Annotated in this window: 10 protein-coding genes and 1 tRNA gene; 8 read left to right on the forward strand and 3 right to left on the reverse strand. The window is 31.5% G+C overall.

Annotated elements, in window-relative coordinates; genetic code table 11:
- Window positions 1-113 precede the first annotated feature (113 nt).
- Complete coding sequence (locus NYQ10_RS10155; protein ID WP_289880525.1) at window positions 114-2,021, forward strand: alpha/beta hydrolase; 1,908 nt, start codon at window positions 114-116, stop codon at window positions 2,019-2,021.
- Between the two features lie 221 nt (window positions 2,022-2,242).
- On the opposite strand, the gene NYQ10_RS10160 is transcribed toward NYQ10_RS10155, so the two are convergent.
- On the reverse strand, window positions 2,243-3,310 hold the full coding sequence (locus tag NYQ10_RS10160) for a trypsin-like serine peptidase (RefSeq protein WP_289880526.1): 1,068 nt from the start codon (window positions 3,308-3,310) through the stop codon (window positions 2,243-2,245).
- Between the two features lie 5 nt (window positions 3,311-3,315).
- Window positions 3,316-6,930, reverse strand: a complete 3,615-nt coding sequence (locus tag NYQ10_RS10165) for a hypothetical protein (protein WP_289880527.1) — start codon at window positions 6,928-6,930, stop codon at window positions 3,316-3,318.
- Between the two features lie 434 nt (window positions 6,931-7,364).
- On the opposite strand from NYQ10_RS10165, the gene NYQ10_RS10170 reads away from it, so the two are divergent.
- Both NYQ10_RS10170 and NYQ10_RS10175 read left to right on the forward strand, forming a co-directional pair.
- Entirely contained in the window at window positions 7,365-7,643 is a 279-nt protein-coding gene (locus NYQ10_RS10170; protein WP_289880530.1) for a hypothetical protein, read from the forward strand.
- Between the two features lie 148 nt (window positions 7,644-7,791).
- Complete coding sequence (locus NYQ10_RS10175) at window positions 7,792-8,076, forward strand: DNA-binding protein (RefSeq protein ID WP_289880532.1); 285 nt, start codon at window positions 7,792-7,794, stop codon at window positions 8,074-8,076.
- A gap of 170 nt (window positions 8,077-8,246) precedes the next feature.
- Here NYQ10_RS10175 and NYQ10_RS10180 read toward each other — a convergent pair.
- A tRNA-Ser gene (locus tag NYQ10_RS10180) sits at window positions 8,247-8,334 on the reverse strand.
- Window positions 8,335-9,525: 1,191 nt separating this feature from the next.
- Between NYQ10_RS10180 and NYQ10_RS10185 the strand changes: the two genes are divergently transcribed.
- The 5 genes from NYQ10_RS10185 to NYQ10_RS10205 all read left to right on the forward strand — a co-directional run bounded on the left by NYQ10_RS10185 (window position 9,526) and on the right by NYQ10_RS10205 (window position 19,379).
- A complete protein-coding gene (locus NYQ10_RS10185) occupies window positions 9,526-12,801 on the forward strand; it encodes a hypothetical protein (protein WP_289880533.1) in 3,276 nt (1,091 codons plus the stop codon).
- Window positions 12,801-14,795: a hypothetical protein gene (locus tag NYQ10_RS10190; protein WP_289880535.1), complete on the forward strand. Its 1,995-nt coding sequence runs from the start codon at window positions 12,801-12,803 to the stop codon at window positions 14,793-14,795. The genes NYQ10_RS10185 and NYQ10_RS10190 overlap by 1 nt, the downstream gene beginning before the upstream one ends.
- A gap of 545 nt (window positions 14,796-15,340) precedes the next feature.
- Window positions 15,341-16,219 carry a hypothetical protein gene (locus tag NYQ10_RS10195; protein ID WP_289880538.1) on the forward strand — a complete coding sequence of 293 codons (879 nt, stop codon included), beginning with the start codon at window positions 15,341-15,343 and terminating at the stop codon, window positions 16,217-16,219.
- Between the two features lies 1 nt (window position 16,220).
- Window positions 16,221-17,696, forward strand: a complete 1,476-nt coding sequence (locus NYQ10_RS10200; RefSeq protein ID WP_289880541.1) for a carboxypeptidase-like regulatory domain-containing protein — start codon at window positions 16,221-16,223, stop codon at window positions 17,694-17,696.
- Window positions 17,697-18,299: 603 nt separating this feature from the next.
- Window positions 18,300-19,379: a Fic family protein gene (locus NYQ10_RS10205; RefSeq protein ID WP_289880543.1), complete on the forward strand. Its 1,080-nt coding sequence runs from the start codon at window positions 18,300-18,302 to the stop codon at window positions 19,377-19,379.
- Window positions 19,380-19,914: the final 535 nt, after the last annotated feature.

Consider the following 19,914-nt stretch of genomic DNA (forward strand, 5'->3'; position numbering starts at 1 on the left):
CTTATCCAATAATTCAGCAGAGAAAAAGGAGTTAAAACGCAGAAAAGAGTATAAAAAAAGAAGATAAACTTCCTCCGAGAATAAAATAAGATTTAAATATTTAATTGAATATTATGAGTGAAAAAGAATTACGCGACGAATTAATCAATTATGTTGTGAAATCAACACAACATGTTATTATGATTGACCCTGAAACGCTAATGCCTTCAAGCGGAGGTAGTGGCTTACTGCTAATTTATAAAGAAAGACTTTTTTTTGTTTCTGTCCAGCATGTCACTGATAAAGCAGGAAAACAGGCCGCTCTTGATACTGGTATTGGAGATGAAAATGGTACAAATCTGTATAGTTTGCCTGCATTAAATTTTATTGACCAATTCAGTGTAGAGGGACTCGATATTGGTCAGCCTGTATTGAAAAAATTGAAATCTTTAGATATCTGCTACACTGAGATAAAAGATTCCATTGAAATTAAGCAAACGTTGAAGAAATTTGGAGATACAGTTGTAACAGCTGACTTAAAAAGAATGATTTACACAGATCTGGATTACGAACCAACATTTGAAGAAGGATACTGCTTCCACGGCAGAATTAGGGGAGAATTAGAAGACAACACCCTGAACCAGATTGATAAACTAGTATTAGGAATGAAATATGATGGTAAAATTGGACCATTTGAAAGATTTATTCTAGAAGAAGAAGTTGTAAGTGAACTTGATTATCAGGGAACAAGCGGCGCACCAATATTTTCTGAAACTGGCGAACCTGTGGCATTAGTTGCTTATGGCTACATTGGAGAAAAATATTTGTATGGATTTTCTATGAGGGAACTCAGAAAGTATCTTGACATATACATACTTTTAGACTCAATTAATAATCCCACGGCAGAAGAAGGAGCAGTAGAACTAACCCATGAGGAGCTTTCAAAATTTGAACGCGAAAAAATGGAAACAGAGTTAGGATCATTATTCCATAATTTTGGTAATGATTTTGGAATTACTACTCATATCAAAAACATTATTAGTACTGAGTATATTTCATATCCTGTGTTATATGGAACTAACAGAAAATATGAAATTAAAAATAAAAAAATAGCATATAAGAATAAAAGAGATGCCAGTTTGCATACGGGAATTTGTGAGATAAGCATACCTCTTTCTCATCGAGTTGGCGAGTTAGAACGCCCTGACTGGTTTACAAGCCTTTTTTTTAATGATAGTCCTGAAAAGTATTTCACTATTCTTACAAATGAATTACTGGACAAGGATGCCTTTACTGAGATTCTCGCAGAAAAAATAGGTAAATCCGATCAGAATGATATTTTATTATTCATACATGGATATAATGTTGATTTTAAAGAAGCAATGTACCGCACAGCTCAGCTGGGTTATGATCTAAATTTTAAAGGCGGGGTAACTGCCTTTTCATGGCCTTCAGAGGCTACTGTTACGGGTTATGCTGCAGATACCGATACCGCTGCCCTTTCATCAAATTACTTGTGTGACTTTATTAAAATACTACTAGAAACTAAAGATTTAAAAAAAATACATATTATAGCTCATAGTATGGGCAATGTGGTATTAACTAATGCTTTGGTTAAATTGAAAAATGAAAACTTATTTCCTAACACTTTAATCAATCAAATTATACTTGCGGCGCCAGATATTGACAAAGACATCTTTATAAGTCAGTTAATGCCTGAGATAAATAGAAATTTTGGACTAACCCTTTATGCATCGGACAAAGATAAAGCATTGATTGCTTCAAAGAGAATTAGGAGTGGTTATATCAGACTTGGAGAGGGTGGAGACAACATTGTCATTGCAGAGGGTCTGGATTCAATAGATGCATCAAGGGTAGATACAAGTTTGTTAGGTCATGGCTATTTTGCAGATACACAAACCTTATTAAACGATATTCACATGACGCTTTTAGGTATACCACCGACAAACAGAATACTTGATTCAAAAAGTAAAATAATTGAGGGTACAACAAAATCGTATTGGGTTTTTAGAAATTCTTAATAAAGGATTATACTAAAATACTGATCGTAAATTTTTTTGATTGAAAGTGAATAAAATTGAAGCAATTCTCATATGAGAATTGCTTCAATTTGTAAAGGCCTATTTTTAAAATAGATTTGGACCAAAATGTTCCTGGTATTTCTGCAAGACGATAAAAGCATATATTATAGTTAAGTAATACAAATACATTTTCCAGAGACTGTTGCTTCATCGTTATTTGGTCACTCAAGCACTAATTCGATACGTATGACTTTTTCTCCCAAGCAGTATGGTTGTCGGCAAATAACCGATTTGTAGCAATCGCCACGAAGTTCATAATCGATCATTCCCGAAACAAGTACGCCAATTAGTTTATGAGATTTTAAATTAAATACAGGTGATCCAGAATTGCCTTGAAAACTATCAAGTGTGGTGTAAAAAAATTGATAGTTCGACTCATCAGATATATTGGCATTTATGGCCAGCTTTTGTGGTAGTCCCATAGGATAACCAAGCATATAAATTTCATTTCCCTTCTTTAAAAGTGAGGATTTCTCGTAGGCTAGTATTGGTCTTTTAATTGGACGATCTGTTTTAAAAATTGTAATGTCCAAATCAGGATCATTTTTGATTATTTCAGATAAGAAATATACATCGTCAGCAGAAATACTACTTTCGGCAGTACCAAAAGTGTTCAATACCCTGTATCCAAAAATTACAGCATAGTCTTTCAAAGGGCCTCGTAATACATGGGATGCGGTCATCATTTTATTTTCTGCTACAATGAAAGCAGTTCCTGCTCCTACAACGATCTGTTCGGAAAACGCTTCGCCTTGACATAAATTGAATTGTTTTCCTAAAGTATTCGTTATGTTTAACTGATATGTATTTTCTGAAATTTTATTCAAATTTTTTCTTTCGATAACCATTGCAACGGATTCACTTATTTTACGAATATTTATATGTTCTTCATTATTAGGAGACAATTGAGCTATTTCGATTCTGCTGTCAAACTGAGTTGGGCCATACAGTCTTTTAGAATTATAAATTTCTGTTTCTGTTTCAACCTCGATTATTACAGATTCGAACTTAGTTAGTGATTCTACACTTTTTTGAAATGCTTCTGTTTTTTGACTTTCCTCAAAAAAATTTTCCTGTTCCTCTTTTTTCTGGCGATCCTGATTTGTGCGGAATTTCACATTATCAAGCTGCATAATTTCCTGCATTTTTTTGGGGGGTAAGGTATCCTGCCCATAAGACCAAGTGATTGCTAGGATTATCAATAAAATAATTAAAGGTCTTTTTAGCATAGTTTCTAATTTTGAGATCTTGCAAAAAGAGTAAACAGGGGAATATCTATAACTGCGGAGATGCCAAAATAAAATACCTGTTTTTCATTTACTATTTGTGGTGTAGGATCGCTTCCTCCAGAAGTACTAGTGTCAGGGCTTAAAGCTTTTAATTTAGGCCCAAACTGTCCGCCTATGTTAACTGCAAAAGGGCTCTTGTTGAATCCCAGGCTAAAATAAATCCCAGGACTGAAAATATCCATAAAATCAAAGTCAGGGAGTATTTCAGTATCGTTATCACTGTTGAGACGAAGCCTCACTGGTGCCGCTATATCGATTACGGGCACATAGATTCCCAGGGTAACCTTTTTTCCGGCTGGCCACGGCTGAAAATAAAAGCCGACAGGAGCTGTTATTCCTGTTGAATAGGTTTCTTTTGAACCATTAAAGTCTTTCCATGTGACACCAAAATACAGTCCGGGATACGAATTAATAGAAAAGTAAGAAGAGGTATGTTCTTTAAGCGAAGAACTTCCTGGAGGCAGAGCAAATGTATTTAGGGCTTTTTCTACATCCTCTGCACTGTCGGCATTTGCAATATCATTTACAAAATGAATCAATTTTATAGTATTATCATCCTTAAATTCAAATACATCAGGAAATACTTCGGGCATGTAATACTTAAAATTCTGAATCATCAGTTTTGTATCTTTTTTTAGCTGCTCATTTTTAACTTCATCGCCAAAAACGTAATACTCGATTGAATTATCAATAGCATCTTTAATTGTATTCTTAATTGATGTTTTTATTTTAACATCCGTTATATTATGTTTGGTCAGTAGGTCATCTACATTTTTTAATATTTCGTCGGTATTGATTCCTGCATATTCTTTATAGAATTCTGTGCTTTTGTTCTTGATGGACGTTTCAAAATCACAAAGTAGAGTGCTAAACTGATTATCAACGTCTTTATTTTGTATTAAATTATTTACAGTCTCATACGACTTAGAATAATCCGAAAGATTCGGGGTATTGTCCAGTGATATTTTTACCCAAAGACCAAGCTCTTTCTGACTTTTCAATTTGTCCTCATCTGTGTAAACTTTTTTATAGGAGAACAACTTTTTTAAATTACGCAATTGATTTATGTCATCAGCATTATTCACAAGGGCTGTTATAGAATTGTACACTTTTGACTGTGAATTATCTTTTCCAAAAGCAAGTGGTATTTCAATGGCCTTTATAAGAGCCGTTGTATAATTTTTTGTATGAAGGTCCAAGTATATGTCATTTACAGTTCTGGCTGTAATAAAATACGGTTTTGTTGTTTTGACTATAGTTTCAACAGATGGCGCATCAAATAATTTTAAATCTTTATCAGTGGCCAAAGTATCTATCACGCGCACAACACCATCGGCGAAATCAATCATATCACCCGCCAGACTGTGTACCTGCTCGGCTGTTACTTTTTCTTTTGCGCTATTGGCTTTTTTAATGTCATTAAAACTGGTATTTAAGCGTTCGGCGTTACTGGCTATTTGAATCATATTACTGGATATTATCTGATATTTTTTTTCTGCGGCCGTAACAGTTTCGGGCTTTATGATGTTTACCATAAGATTCTCCAAACCTTCTTTCAAAGTTTTTTTATTTGAATCTATATAATATGAAACATTGTAAAATTTTCTGTTCTGCTGGTTTAAAAAGCCTAGGTAAAGCATATAGAAATTTACCTCGCTGCTATAAGCGGCAACAAATGCAGTGGAAGCAAATCTTGGTTTATTATTTTCGACAACAACAAGGCTGTGCGCTATCATCGATGCAAACTTGATGCTGTTGGCAATATTGTATTTTAAGATGTCTTTTTTTTCTTCAGTTAAAGAAGAATTATAAACTGAAATCGCTGTTTTTAACTTATTTTGATTATCTTCAGCAATCGGCAATAGTTTATCATTAGCAACTTTTAATTGTTCAAAATTTGATTTGATATATCTATTAAAGCTGTCAATCTGATTTTCCGGTAGCCCATTAAAGTCTTTTTCTTTTATTTTCACTTCTTTTTCTGCATCATCCATTTCTTGTTTACTTTTGAGTAAATTATTTTGAGCAGCTATTATATCTGTGGCAAAAAGTGATTTATCCGTCAAATATAATGGATCGATTTTTTGGTAGTCTTTTTTAATAGCATCAAAGTCCTTTTTTTTGGCATTGAAATCAGCTTTGGCATCAAGAATGTTTTTTCCGGTTACAGCATTTGGGGTCTTTGTAAATTTCGCCTGAGAATTATCCAGATTCTTCTGTGCAGATTCAAGCTCTTTGGTAATTTTATCATATTTTGCAATAATGATATCATAATCAGCAAGTTTGTTAATGCTGTTCAATGATCTTTCTTCTTTTTCGTATTGGTCCTTCTTTGTTTTATAATCTCCTTTTTTACTGAGATATTCTGCCTTTACAGCATCATAGCCTGCAGATTTGTTAAATAGACCGATAATTTGCTTTTTACTATTAGCTATTTTTTCAGCCTGCACTTCAATGTCCATATTACCCCAACGCTGAATATTGCGGCTGTTTTCAAGAATATCAAAATAGTCAATTGGATTTTCAAGTTTTTGTATCTGCGGAATCAGTTCCAGTGCTTCAAAAGCAAAATCAAGATCGGGATGCATTTTTATATAGCTTCTGAAACGGGGCGTATCCTTAAGGTTTGGGGCATTGTTCATTAAATTGTTAAGGTCCTGTTCGATATACTGTTTGAGGTCATTTATAAAATTTAAGGTACGTGTGCTGTCAAATGATTTTAAATATGAGGTTGTTACAGGTAAAAGCACCATCAGTTCATTTAGATAGCTTTCCGGTTTTGGATTATTTAAATATTCCTGTACTTTTTGAACTGCGTATGTAGTGAGTTCGTCCTTAATACGTTTTGCAAGGAATTTGCTTAATCCGTCTATGGCTGCTTTAAAAGCGAGATCACCTCCAAAAAAAGGGAGTGCTTTTTGTATCGAAGAAGTATAATTAACCTTTGAATAGACATCTTGTCTAAATTTGGTGACTTGGTCATATTTGAAGATGAATAATTCCAGCATAAAAGATAGATATGGATTTGAATCTTTGAAATAACCATATAAAATCAATAATTGATTGGCATCATCCTTAATCTTACTTTCTTCGTAAGTCTTTTTTGTAGATTGAAGATCGTCATTTAAACCTTTAAGTATCTCATAAGGACCCGATTCAGTGTCTGCAGTACTGCTTGAGACATTAACTGAAGCAATTGTTTTGGACATGTTATTGTATTTTGTAGAAGATTCTATATAATCCTCATATGCAGATTTAAGATCATTATCCTCATACTTTATTTGGTGTATGCCGATGCTCGAAGTATCAGTCAATACAGTTTGTTTCAAGATAAATTTATCAGGATTGTAATCGACTCCCGCATATACTCTGAATGTTGCCAGTACTTCATCCATATCTTTTAGAATTGTTTCATTACGTGAGGCAATATCCAAAGAGCTGTAGTCTTTTTTAAGAAGGTCTACTAACCGGGCTGCATGTCCTGCAACGGGAGCAGTCTTTTGAGAATAGCAATAAATCTGCAATGCAAATAGCAATAATAGGGTAGAGATTATTTTCATAATAACGGAGGATTTTTAATGACTTTTAGTACAAAAAAAAATAAAGATAATTAGTTGAATATTCATATGTGCAAGTATAAATACCTGTTTTGTTTTAACTTGTATTATTCTGTTTATTAAGTGTTTAAAAGTTTTATTCCTACTGTCCAGTAGTTAATTTTTAGGATAAATTAAGTTTTTTTTAAGAGCCCTAAAAGTGGGCAATTATGATTTAATAAATTCAAAAAAATAAATAAGACATTGTCATTTGCTTCCTTCTAAGGACAAAGATTACCGACCAGTTATGTTTGAGCATTTTTTGCATTTAATTTGCCTGACCAATGAATTTTAAAGGTATGAAGACATAAAAGGATACAGTTTATAATGATTCAAAGATGTATGTCCCTTCATTGAGAAATAATAAAGCAAATTGAATCTTTTTATTACCAAATAAGATGAAAGATATGAAGATTGATACTCCGGAGACTGTGTCAAAACTGCTTAGAGTGATCTACCGCAAAATAAAATCACTTGAAAAGTCAGTAAATGGAGAGAGCAGTTCAAAAGCAAAAAGAATGGTATGCTGCTCAAGTCTTAAAAAAAATGAGCTCGCATTTATCCTCTATATCTTAATGGACGAAGGCATCCTGTTTTTTGACAGGACTAACCCTGTGAAGAACAGGTCTTTGCTGCAGACCTTTTTTGAAAAGAATTTTAGTTACAGAGGGGAGTAGGGTCTGCAAATGCCCGTCAGATCGATTAGCAGGGAATTTTCAGAGGCAAAGGGCTATACTTATCAAGAAAAGCAATGCCGTCTGCTTGACAGCATAATAAACCGGTTGCAACGCCGCAAGGAAAGGATTAAATTAAAATCTCAATAAAATGGAAAAAAATAAAATTTCGTATAAACCCAGGCTTTTTAGTGCACTACAAAGTATTCTAGAGCCACTTTTTCTAAAAATAGAAAAGATTGAACTGAGTATCAATTCATTTAAAGTAAGACCTCAATATTACAGAAATGAGGATTTAAAAAAGATGTTTGGACTGTCCAATAATACCATTATAAAATACAGACAGACCGGAATTTTGCCCTATACTAAGCTGGGATATATTTTTTTATATGACAGTGGAAAGATCGATAAAATACTCAGAAGCAACGAATCATAATTCAGCATTTATTAGTTACCCAGATTCTAAAAGAGAGTTCAAAGTAGGGTGGGTAACTAAAAAAGGACACTTTTTTGCAATTAGGATTCGACACAATTCTAAATAAGAAAGCCTTTAAACACTAGTGTTTAAAGGCTTTTTACTTTTAAAGTTTCTTCTGAAACTTCTACTGGCGGAGGAAGAGGGATTCGAACCCCCGGACCTGTTACAGTCAACAGTTTTCAAGACTGCCGCATTCGACCGCTCTGCCATTCCTCCAGTAAGACGCAATCATTTTTTCATTGCGGGTGCAAAGATATAATGTTTTTTCAATTGTAGAAATTTTTTTGATACTATTTATAAAGAAAATAATATAACGTTTCAACTTCAAAAGAAAAAAAATGGACAATCAGAACTCAATTTAAAAAACTAAATCACGGATTAATCAGCTTCAGTAAAAGTTTTGCGATTTTAGAGATGTTTTTAATGATTTACTTTTGAATTAGTTAGTTGGTAGTTGGTCTTTTATTTTTTCTTAGAATGTTTTTAATTTTCGTTTAGCCAGTAATTGGTAATGCTTGTTGGAGAGGGCCTACTTTTTAGATTTTTTTACTTTGTGATTTAATTAATAAGTAGAAAAGTTGTATAGTTACGGTCTTTTATTTAAACTATTAAACTTATGTTAGGATTTGATTAATGTTTAGATAAGTAATTGACAGTTAGTCGTTAAAATCTGTTTTTTAGCAGTTTTTTTTTTATTTTTTTAATATAGTTTGTATTTTTCAAGTAATAACCTAATAATTGTATTTGAAATTTATTTTAGACATGGATTCTCTTTTCTAGTGACTACTAGACTATGGAGATTTGATGTACTAAAGCTTGCATCTTATAAGTATATCGGGAATCTTTAATTTTTTTGCAAATCTTTTAGAGATGACAATAGTTTTTTAGGCGTTTTTAAAGCGCCTTCGTAAGGAAGGATAAAAAGGACCGAACTGTTACTCTAAGTCCAAAAAATATTAGGAATATTTAGGGAACAATATATGTCATTAAGACCAAAGAATATTTATTTCATGGTCTATTCTCGGCGGACTTTATTCCAACAAAAGTTTGCAAAAGTTTAAAGCAGGCAAAAATGCAGTTATTCTTTATTGGTTGAGACTTAGTTTTTCTCATTATTTATTAGTAAGTGATACAGGTTTTGTTGTATGTAGGAATTATTAGAAAAAGTAGTAGTAGAGAACTACATGAAATTATACCATTTCACTATCAAAAGCATTCAAAAAAAATAAAGTTCTTTTAATATTTGCAGGCTTAATTTAGGTATATTTCATAAATACACCCTGAAGTCTATCAGACATAATCTACCTATTTTGCAAGCTATAAGTCTGATGGTATTAGTAATATATACTAGTTAGTTCAGATTTTTCCTAGATCCCAAGAAATTCAATTCTAAATAATCTTTACAATATGTCAAACAAACAGGACTCAAAAGATGTAAAGGAAGTAACCCTTTATAACTTTTCAACGATTAGAAATGCTGAATACCTCACCAAAGAAAAACTGAATGATAGTCAGAATTTTATTTGTTATGATAAATCTTTATTTGACCTGGAGATGCCCATTTCAGATAAAACCAATTTTGACAAAAAAATATTTTTGAATTTTGAAAAATTAAAAGCCAAGAGGAAGAAAGATGAAATCAAAGGTATTGCATGCAGTGATGAAGTAATTCAAATTTCTTTGAATGATGTTTTTGAGAGGATAATGTATTTATACAATTCGAAGTCTGATAACTTCTATGAAATAAATAATTTATTACTCGGGTTAAACGAAAACAAAGATGTGAAAATTGACTTTAAATCCGTTAATCTGTCAGTTCTTCAAAAAAAGGTTTGGCTTTCATTTATTTATAATCTCAAGTTTGGCAATGATTTTAAGCAAAAAGAAATTGCAACTAATCTCTTAAGATTCTTTCATCTTAAAAAGTATAGAAACTTAATTGATGATGAGAGTAAGGATGAAAAACTAGAAAATTTCGACTCATTAATTAATGCACAAATTGTAATTCCTGAAGAGCTTTTTCCAAAATCTGAAACTTTTTTTTATGGAGATAAATATAGATTAAAGGATTATTATCTAGAGTTATTGACTAATAATCACGCAATAAATGCAATTGAATTGAATAAAGGGAAAAGCAATATAGAGGATATAATCAAGAAATTAAAAAAAGAGGAGAAAATTTTAAAAGACAATATAAATAATGAATATGAATTTGAAAAAAAGGAGTCAGCAAATTCTTGTTATGCCTCTTCTATGGAATTTATAAATCAAGAGTATTATTTTTTACTTTCTACGGATATTCTCAATGATTCAAATTTTCAAGATGAAATTAAAATGGCCAAACTTAAAATCAAGCTTAAAGTAGAGACAGCTGAAATAGAGGAAGACCCCATAACTAAAGTAAAAAAAAATACAAAGGATATAAAAACTGTATATCGAAATTTTGAGTTTAATTCATCAAGCAAAAATTCACAATTTTCGCGCTTTGCTGCATATTTTAAAATAATCCCAACTCAGAATGAAACGATTTTACTCGAAGAACCTAAAGACGATTTAAATCAAACAATCCATTTCAATATCGAAATAGAGTTCGAATCAGGACGTGAAGAAACCATCAGTAACAAATTAATTTGGAAGGGCAAATATTTTTTTTACTTTGAAGCAAAGGGATATTTTAGTGAAGAGGATAGTTACGGAACTGCGTACAAACCAAAAGGCTACGGGATTCAAATGTTAGGTATAGCTGATTACAGAAAAGTAGTGAGTACGATTAGCAGATATATTCCGGCCGAAGTAGCACATATTGAAAATGTAATGGCTAGTGAATTTAGGGAGAAGGTAACCACCAAAGAAACAACGACTGAAAATAAAGAATTTGAAAGCACCGATACTGAGATTGAAAACTTAAAAGAAACGACCGCAAATGATCGTTTTCAAATGCAGACTGAAGTTGCACAAATTTTAAATGAACAAAGAAAAAATGATGTAAATACGAATTCTACAGTTAATGGTACTGGCTACTCATTTAATTTAACCACAGGAAACTCTACATCAGGTTCTAAAGAAGATAGTAACAAACAAGCGGTAACTACAGCCAAAGAAGTAACCAACAAAGCGGTAGAAAAAATAGTTTCAAAAGTAAAAAAAGAAAGAACTGTTACAGTTACTGAAAAATTTATAGATGTAAACAAATATGGGTTTGACAACAGAGGTAGTAAAGACCACGTATCTGGAATTTACCGACACATAAATGCAGTTTATAGAAATAGAATACAGAATTATGGAAAAAGATTGACTTATGAATTTTCAATTCCTGAACCAGCTCTGGTACATAAACTGGGAAGAATCGTTAACGATTATGACCTTTTAGAAAAAATTAATAACATTAAACCTGAAAAGCCAACAAATCCAAAGGACTTTTTTAAAGATTTTAATGAAATTACAATTGATAATTATATAGCGTTCAAAAATCTATTTGGAATTAAAGAATTGAAAGACTACCCTAGTTGTGACCCTTTCACATTATCAAGAGAAAGTAGTAAGGGAGAAGGTGATTTTGAAATTCCCTTAATTAAAGGATTCATTCCGACTACTTTTCATTTGTTTTCAATTGTTGATGCAGGAAGTCCTGATATAGAATTTAAAACAGAAGAGGGCGGAGGACAATATTTTGAAATTGATTTAAATGATAAAAATATTTATTATACGGCTTATCGCACTGGACATATATTGGGAGATGATAAAAATAAAATCAATAATTCTGGTAATATACTTATAAGCTATCCTATTCCATCTTTAGTTAAATGTGCCATAAGAGCAACAAAGATCGAGTTTTACAGATTTAACTTTACCCTCAATTTCATACCAGATATAAAAACTATATTGGAATGGAAAAAAGAATTTTATGATACGATTATAAAGGAATATGAAAAAAAGTTGAAAATTTATAATGAAGCAGTTGAGGATATTATAAAAGAGTATGAAAAGCAGAAAATTAAAAGTGATGAGGATAAGAATAGAAGAGAAAAAAGGAATTATAGACAAATCGAAATCCAAAGTCTGAAGAGAAATTGTCTGTCCTATCTTATTGATGAAGAAAATAGAGAAAATACTATTAGAGATTTTGGAACTAATTTATACAAAAAAAGAACAGACTTCACCGATACGCTAATAAACAAATCACACAAATTGGATGAATACACTGCGTTTGTAAGGTTTTTAGAACAGGCTTTTGAGTGGAACGAAATGAGTTATTCATTCTATCCATATTACTGGGGTAAAAAAGAAATTTGGAAGGAAAATTACAATGAAGATAGTGAAGATCCATTGCACAAAGCTTTTCTACAAGCAGGTATGGCACGTGTAATTGTTACGGTTCGGCCTGGCTTTAACGATGCAGTAAATATGTATTTGACTACAGGTAAAATATGGCAAGGTGGTAATTTGCCAGTTTATGGCAGCTCTATGTTTGTATCAATTGCAGAAGAATTAAGAGAAAACACTGATTATACTGTACAAGATGAATGGGAAAGTGTTTTACCTACAAATCTAATTGTGTTACAATCAAGTGGGGTTTCAATAGAACAAAAAGGCTTGCCAGATCTATTTCAAAACGGTAATCTTGGAGGTTTGGAAAATCATGACAAGAAATTGAAGCGTAAAAAACTCTTTGGCTTATTCTAATGGATATTATTCGAGACCCAAGCAACCCGATTGAGAGTTTTCGTTATCCCAATTTGCATATTGTTGATAACGCGGGTATTTTTAGCACTCTTTTAGGAGGACTTTTGACCTACCCAATTGATGGAATTGAATACAACGTTTTGTCAAACAATATTAAGCTGATAATTTATACTTCAATTTCAGAAAGAAGTAATTGGAAAGTTACCAATTTGAGTACAAATGAAATTGCAGTATTTATTTTTAAATATGCAAACAAACTTAAGTTTAGAATAAAACTAGCGGACAATCTTTTTATACTTTCAAGATTTCATTCTTATAAACAAATGTTTGAATTTGAAAAAGAATTGCGTATACAAGACTTTATTGGACAAAAGCTATCAATAGAATTTATTCTTCGTTATTTCGATACTTTAAACGAACCGTTATTCAATATAATCACTAATGCACAAAGCAAAACTGTAGTGAAAACTATAAAAATAACAAAGACAGGGGATATGAAGCCTATAAAGCTAGATCCCAAAGAAGATAAACTAAACATTACTTTCGGACTATTTTTTGATGGCACTGGAAATAATAGATACAATACAGAAAGAGTTCATGATGTTTTCTCAAGGTTAGCAGAGACACAAAGCAAATTATTTTCTGAAGTTATCGACGAATATAGATTGGGAAAGATCTCTTTCTTAAGGGAAAAAAGTATTGGGTTTGATGAGTTCATGTTTATGCCAAAAAGTAGCTACCTTAACAATTATTCTAATATTAGCATACTCTACGATTTGTATAGCGAAACAAAAGTCGGAGAAGAAACAAAAGAAAATGAAATAATTAAAAAAATATACGTTGAAGGAATAGGAACAAAACGGGAAGAAAAAGACAGTTTATTAGGTAGTGGCTTCGGAAGAGGTGAATATGGTATTGAAAGTCGTTGCAAAGAGTTGATTTTCTTAATAGATAAGGAAATATCTCATTTACAATTTAAATTCAAGAATGTAGATATTGCTGAAGTTGTATTTGATATATTCGGTTTTAGTAGAGGTGCTGCTGCTGCGCGATTATTTCATAGAATGGTGTTTATTGATTCTAATTTATCCACTAGTAACTTTATACATTTAGTGAAACTTGGCGTGTGTAAAATAAGATTTTATGGGCTTTTTGACACCGTTTTAAGTACATTTAATGCAGATGTTCTCTATCCAACTGAAAAAGATATTTCCTTAATAGAGTGCAAAAAAATTCCTTGTTATCATATTACAGCTCAAAATGAAATTAGACAAAATTTTCCTTTAAGCAAAGTTGATTCAGAAAACTGTGTGCATTTAGAACTGTTTGGTTGCCATTCTGATATTGGTGGAAGTTATACCAGAGATAAATTTGCATCAGCATTTGCTTTTAAAGAATCAGAAAAAGATAAACCTACTTATGATTTTAAAAAATTGTATGACAGATATAAACTTTTATATGCAGTGGATACAAGTAAAAAATACTTAAGGTATTTTGTCAATCAACTTTCAGTAAATTATGAGCAGATTAGAATAGTAACAGAAAATGTGCCTGAAAATGAAAGGTATAAAGGACTAGATTCAAACTATGCATCCACAATAAAATTTGGATACGTTGCTCAAGAAAACAGAGTCATTGAAAGTGATATCTCAATGGTGGCTTTAAATGCAATGCTTTCATTCGCTTTGCAACATAATCTTCCTTTCAATGCAAGGAAAAAAGAAGTTAATCCAAAGTTGTCACCAAAAGACAAGCTCACTTTAGAGAATTACGATAATAAAGTTCAAAAACTTATTGGTAAAATTATTAATAGTAATAATGTTTCTGAAAGTTTAGAAGATAACGATTTCTTTGATCTTTATAATAGATTTATTCATATTTCTGAAAGTTACGGATATCAAATTTGGTCAGATAAATTTAAATCTAAAATTCATGAACTCAATGAACTTTATTCAGACAGACCAGCGGAAAAGGGAGAGCGTGTAGTTTACTAAATTAATAAAGAAAACTTTGGCTTCAGAGTAAAAGAGTAAGCAACATTAGTCAACTGTAAGAATGGTAAGAAACTATATTTCACGATTGTGAATTGCTGGACTAGATAAAGCTTTGTCCAAATTCAGCGGGAAGTAGATTGTCGATTGAAAAAATAGATCTATTGTTAAAAATAGAAAATCAGATGGTTTTGTTTTTTTGGAAAGTTTTTGTTTGTTTATTTGTTTGTTGTAAATATTTGATAATTAATCGATAATATTTGTTTTTAATCGAATTTAGTATGTCTCTTTAGATGAAATTTATACTTTTGAATAGTAAATATAATCGTACAAAGTTTACTGCTTAATAAAAGCAATTAATATATTAAAATATGGTTAGCATTAACTAATATTGATGCAAGATTATACCTTAATTGTTATTAATGTATAAACAAAATGCTTTGGGAAGATTTGATCATTTTTCTCCTAATATATTAATCTAAATTAAATTGGGTGGGCTTTTATGTGGATGCTTGTAAACGAACTAGTAACCAATAAACAACAAACATATGAAATCTTTTTACACAAGTCTTACTGTTTTTTTAGTATTCTTAATTTTGATGAGTTGTAATAATGATAAACTTGTTTTATCAGACCCCTCAGCAAGCCTCATAGATTCTTTGAGTATGATCGCTGCTAATGAACATGATTCTGTTCAAGTTGATATAAGTATTCCTGCCGCTAAAGGATCCCAATGGAGGGCTCTTGAATCTTGGTTTAAAAATTGTGCACAGAATGAAACATTTAAAAAAGATATAGTTTATTTGGGACATTCAAGCGATAAAAGATTAGGTTATATTCTATCAAAAGATATTAGTATCGATAGAGCTGACTTTTATAAGGTTTGTACGGATGAAGATGTCATCAACACATTTTATAATCCCGGCAAACCTGTAACAAAATGTGATCTTTCAAAGGAGGGCAATTTTTCATTCAGTGCAATAGTTGATTTCAATGCAGTTCAGAATGCAAACGCAGATCTGAAAGTGTTGCTTTCACGTAGTAAAAATATCCAAATAAAAAGTGGTAAATGGAGGATTGAAAGTTTTGATTCTGACGCATTCCTTGATTTTATTAACTCTTCTGATGACCCTAAAATTAAGGCATATAAAAAAAGTCTAAATAATAAAAACAATGTAGTACTTGTCAAAATTCTTAAAGTTTACGAATTCTCCGCAGAAGTTGAAATAAAAGACTCCATAGACATAGGTTTAAAAGCAAAGCTTGACAATGGAATTGATGTTAATTTGGTAGGAAAAGAATCAAAAAATCAGATAGGTTTTGATTTGCATTTTAAAAAAACAGGCAAAAATAAGATAAGCATAACCTCTCAAGGAGAAGTGGCTTTATTTGCTCAGGCGGCAACTGTTAAAAAATTGACTGAATAATATGATACGCCACCTGACATTATTATGCCTTGTTAGTTTCCATACTTTTTTTGGACAAAAATTACTTGCTACGGGTTTTGTATCAGATAACGATGATGATATAAAAAAGTATTTAGCAAGAGGAACAGCGATTATACACAAGGAAAAACAAAATAGTCTTCCGGTATCACTTGACAGGTACATTCCTAGGATTTTGGATCAAGGTAACCAAGGGGCCTGTACCGCTTTTGCGGTGGCGGAAGCACTTTCAATGAGGGAAAATTTTCTTAAAAAAAATATAAACAATGGAGCGTTTTCATCAAATCAGATTTTGTATAGTCCAGCTTATTTGTGGGTTGTCGGAAATGAAGGCAGGAAAATTACTGACAATTGCGTTGATGTTGGCATTTCTTATTCAAGAGTCTTTTCCTGTCTGTTTAAAAATAAAATAGTGCACTGGGGAAATTTTCCATATCCGAATGATATTGATGAAAAATTTTGTTTCAAACTCTGTCCTCCAAACGTCAAATTGCTTCGGATACAAGATAGAGAATTTATATATGATGAACTGTTTGTCAATGTGGAGAGTATTAAAAATAAATTATTGCAAGGTTATCCAGTCTGTATTTCTGTCAATTTAGATACAGAGTATTACAAAGCACTTTATGATACGGGAGTTAATCGTGGCTTGTGGTTGAAAAAGGGGACTCCTTTGCTGAAAAAGCAGCAACACTCCATGGTGATCGTTGATTACAATCAAAGTAAAAGGCTTTTCAAGGTTTTAAATTCATACGGTCCTGGACTTGGAGATAAAGGATTTATCTGGTTGAGCTATGATTTAATCGACAAGGATGTAGTTTTTAATGCTTATATTATGTCATTTGATAAATTAGCTACTTCAGGTCCGTTGGCAAATATTGAAAGAATTTTTAAAAATGATTTCTTTTCGATAGAATTAAATGCCTATGAAAATTCGATAGAAGGTAGGGTTGTGGACAATGAAGGTAAGACTCTCCCTGGGGTCACTATATCAGTTGTGGGATCTCCAAAAGGTACTACTACTGATATGGATGGAAAGTTTCGTCTTATTGGGGATAATGTAGAAAAATTGAATATTAGTTATATAGGTTCTACCAGTGAACAAATATCAATCTCTAAAAGAAGTAAGCAAGTATATGAAACAGGAATTACTGCCACTTGGACAAAAGAAGATGAATTTAGGGTTTATAATGGTATAAGATTTGGCGTAGCAAGTGTAGATCTGAAGAGTAACAGTATACAAATTTCTGTTGTTGATGAAAAAACGGGTATCCCTCTTACCAATAATGTTTTTTTACTATTGAATGATAAAATAGAATTGCATTTAAATGACAAGATATTTTATTTGATGCTAAAAGATCTAAAAGTTCTGGATGATCAAAACTCGATTGCTTTAAATGCAGCAAACATAGAATATTCTTTGATCTCAAATATTGAAGTACTTACCGAGTACTATTAAGGCATTATTTATTTTTGTTAATTTCAAGTATATCTTGTTCTTGTTAGGTATCCTACATAAAACAAGTGCACTGTATTGATTACAAGATCAATTATGAGGTTTTATATGGGAAAGGTGAAATGTACCAATATCAAAGAAGCAGGGAATTATAATTTATTCACTACTTCTTTGCTTTTCGGAAGATTGTAATGTTTTTAAGTGCTATCTTAATCTGGTATAATCTCGTTATTCAGATTTTCTTTCTGCTACTCGTTTAAAATGTTTTTTTATAAATGTTACCATTTTCGTTCCTGAGAATATGTATCTGAATTGTAATCGCCTGACTATTTATTATATTCTGAAGTTCATCAATTAATTTGCTGTTGTTCCTGATATGATGACTTTTGTGGTTATTGAAGCGGAGCTTCAGACTCCGCCATAACCTAGATGGTGTAATATAGTTAAAAACTGCCTTATCTTTTTGTGGCAAAAAAGGTATCCATTCCATCTTTATATTGTTATATTATTGATACTTTTGAAAAACAGGAATTACTAAAGGTCAAATTATGATTACTATATTTCTGTGAGTAGTGTATAGATTAATTGAAAGAAAAGAGTCATTTTATGGAAACAAAATTTACTGTATTGCCACTGGAACGAGATGTTGAAAATAGAGCTATTTTAAAAAAAGCAGCAAAAGCGCATCAAGCTTTAGCTGAATTAAAGGGTGCAGCGAATGCAATACCAAATGAAAGTATTCTTATCAATACTTTATCTCTGCAAGAAGCAAAAGACAGTTCAGCAATTGAAAATATCGTTACTACACATGATGAACTTTATCAGAGCGATATTTATACTCGTGATTTTAAATCTTTGGCAGCAAAAGAAGTTTACAGTTACGCCAAAGCACTTCAGCATGGATTTGCAAAAGTAAAAGAAAATGGACTCTTAATTAATTCTTATATTCTGGAAATTCAAGCAGAACTTGAAGAAAATAAAGCAGGGTATAGAAAAGTTCCCGGTACAGCTCTAAAAAATGATCAGACAGGCGAGGTTGTTTATACTCCGCCTCAGCATCCCGAAGAAATTGTTTCACTGATGAATAATTTAGAAAAATTTATAAATGACGATAATATAAGTGATTTAGATCCGCTTGTTAAAATGGCTATTATTCATCATCAGTTTGAAAGTATTCATCCTTTTTATGATGGTAATGGAAGAACGGGGCGTATTATTAATATTCTATATTTGGTAAAGCAGGGGCTTTTAAAGATTCCTGTTTTGTATTTAAGTCGATATATCAATGAAAAAAAGGGAGACTACTATAGACTTCTACAAGATGTAAGAGAAAATGATAATTGGGAAGACTGGATTATTTTTATGCTAGAAGGTGTCGAACAGACTTCTAAGCAAACGATACTTTTGATTGATGGAATAAAAAAAGAAATGCTAGCTTTTAAAAATAAAATGCGTAATGATTTGCCTAAGATTTACAGCCAAGATTTATTAAATAATTTATTCAGGCATCCCTACACAAAAATTGAATTTGTAAAAACTGAACTTAATGTAACAAGAGTAACAGCAACAAGATACCTTAATGAATTAGTTAGGGTTGGGCTTCTCGATAAACATAAGTTAGGAAGGGATATTTACTACATTAATACGTCATTATATATGCTGCTAAGTAATGCAAATAAAAAGTAAACTAAACTTAGATTAAATATAGAAGTAAATAAAGTTTATAGATACATATTTAAAGTTATGAAGCTTCGTATATAAGATGTAAATGAAGATCTATAATAGATATATGAGTTTATGTATAGAAAACTATAGAAATCTATATAGATACACGAGCTTATGTATAGAAACCTATAGAAATCTATATAGATATATGAGGTTATGTATAGAAACCTATAGAAATCTATATAGATATATGAAGTTATGTATAGAAACCTATCGAAATCTATATAGATATATGAAGTTATGTATAGAAACCTATCGAAATCTATATAGATATACAAGGTTATGTATAGAAACCTATATAGATATATGAGGTTAAATATAGAAATCAATATTTATTTCTTAATTTATTGATTTGTAGTTATATAGTTGTATATGTCAAATTTAAAATTTATCTTTGCTTCAAGCCGATTAGCGCTTGAAGCAGGGAACCCTTCAGTTGAACTTAAGTTCAACTGAAGGGTTCCCTGTCTTTTAAAAGGCTTTTTAAAAACAATTT

The organism is Flavobacterium johnsoniae, assembly GCF_030388325.1.
GTDB lineage: Bacteria > Bacteroidota > Bacteroidia > Flavobacteriales > Flavobacteriaceae > Flavobacterium > Flavobacterium johnsoniae_C.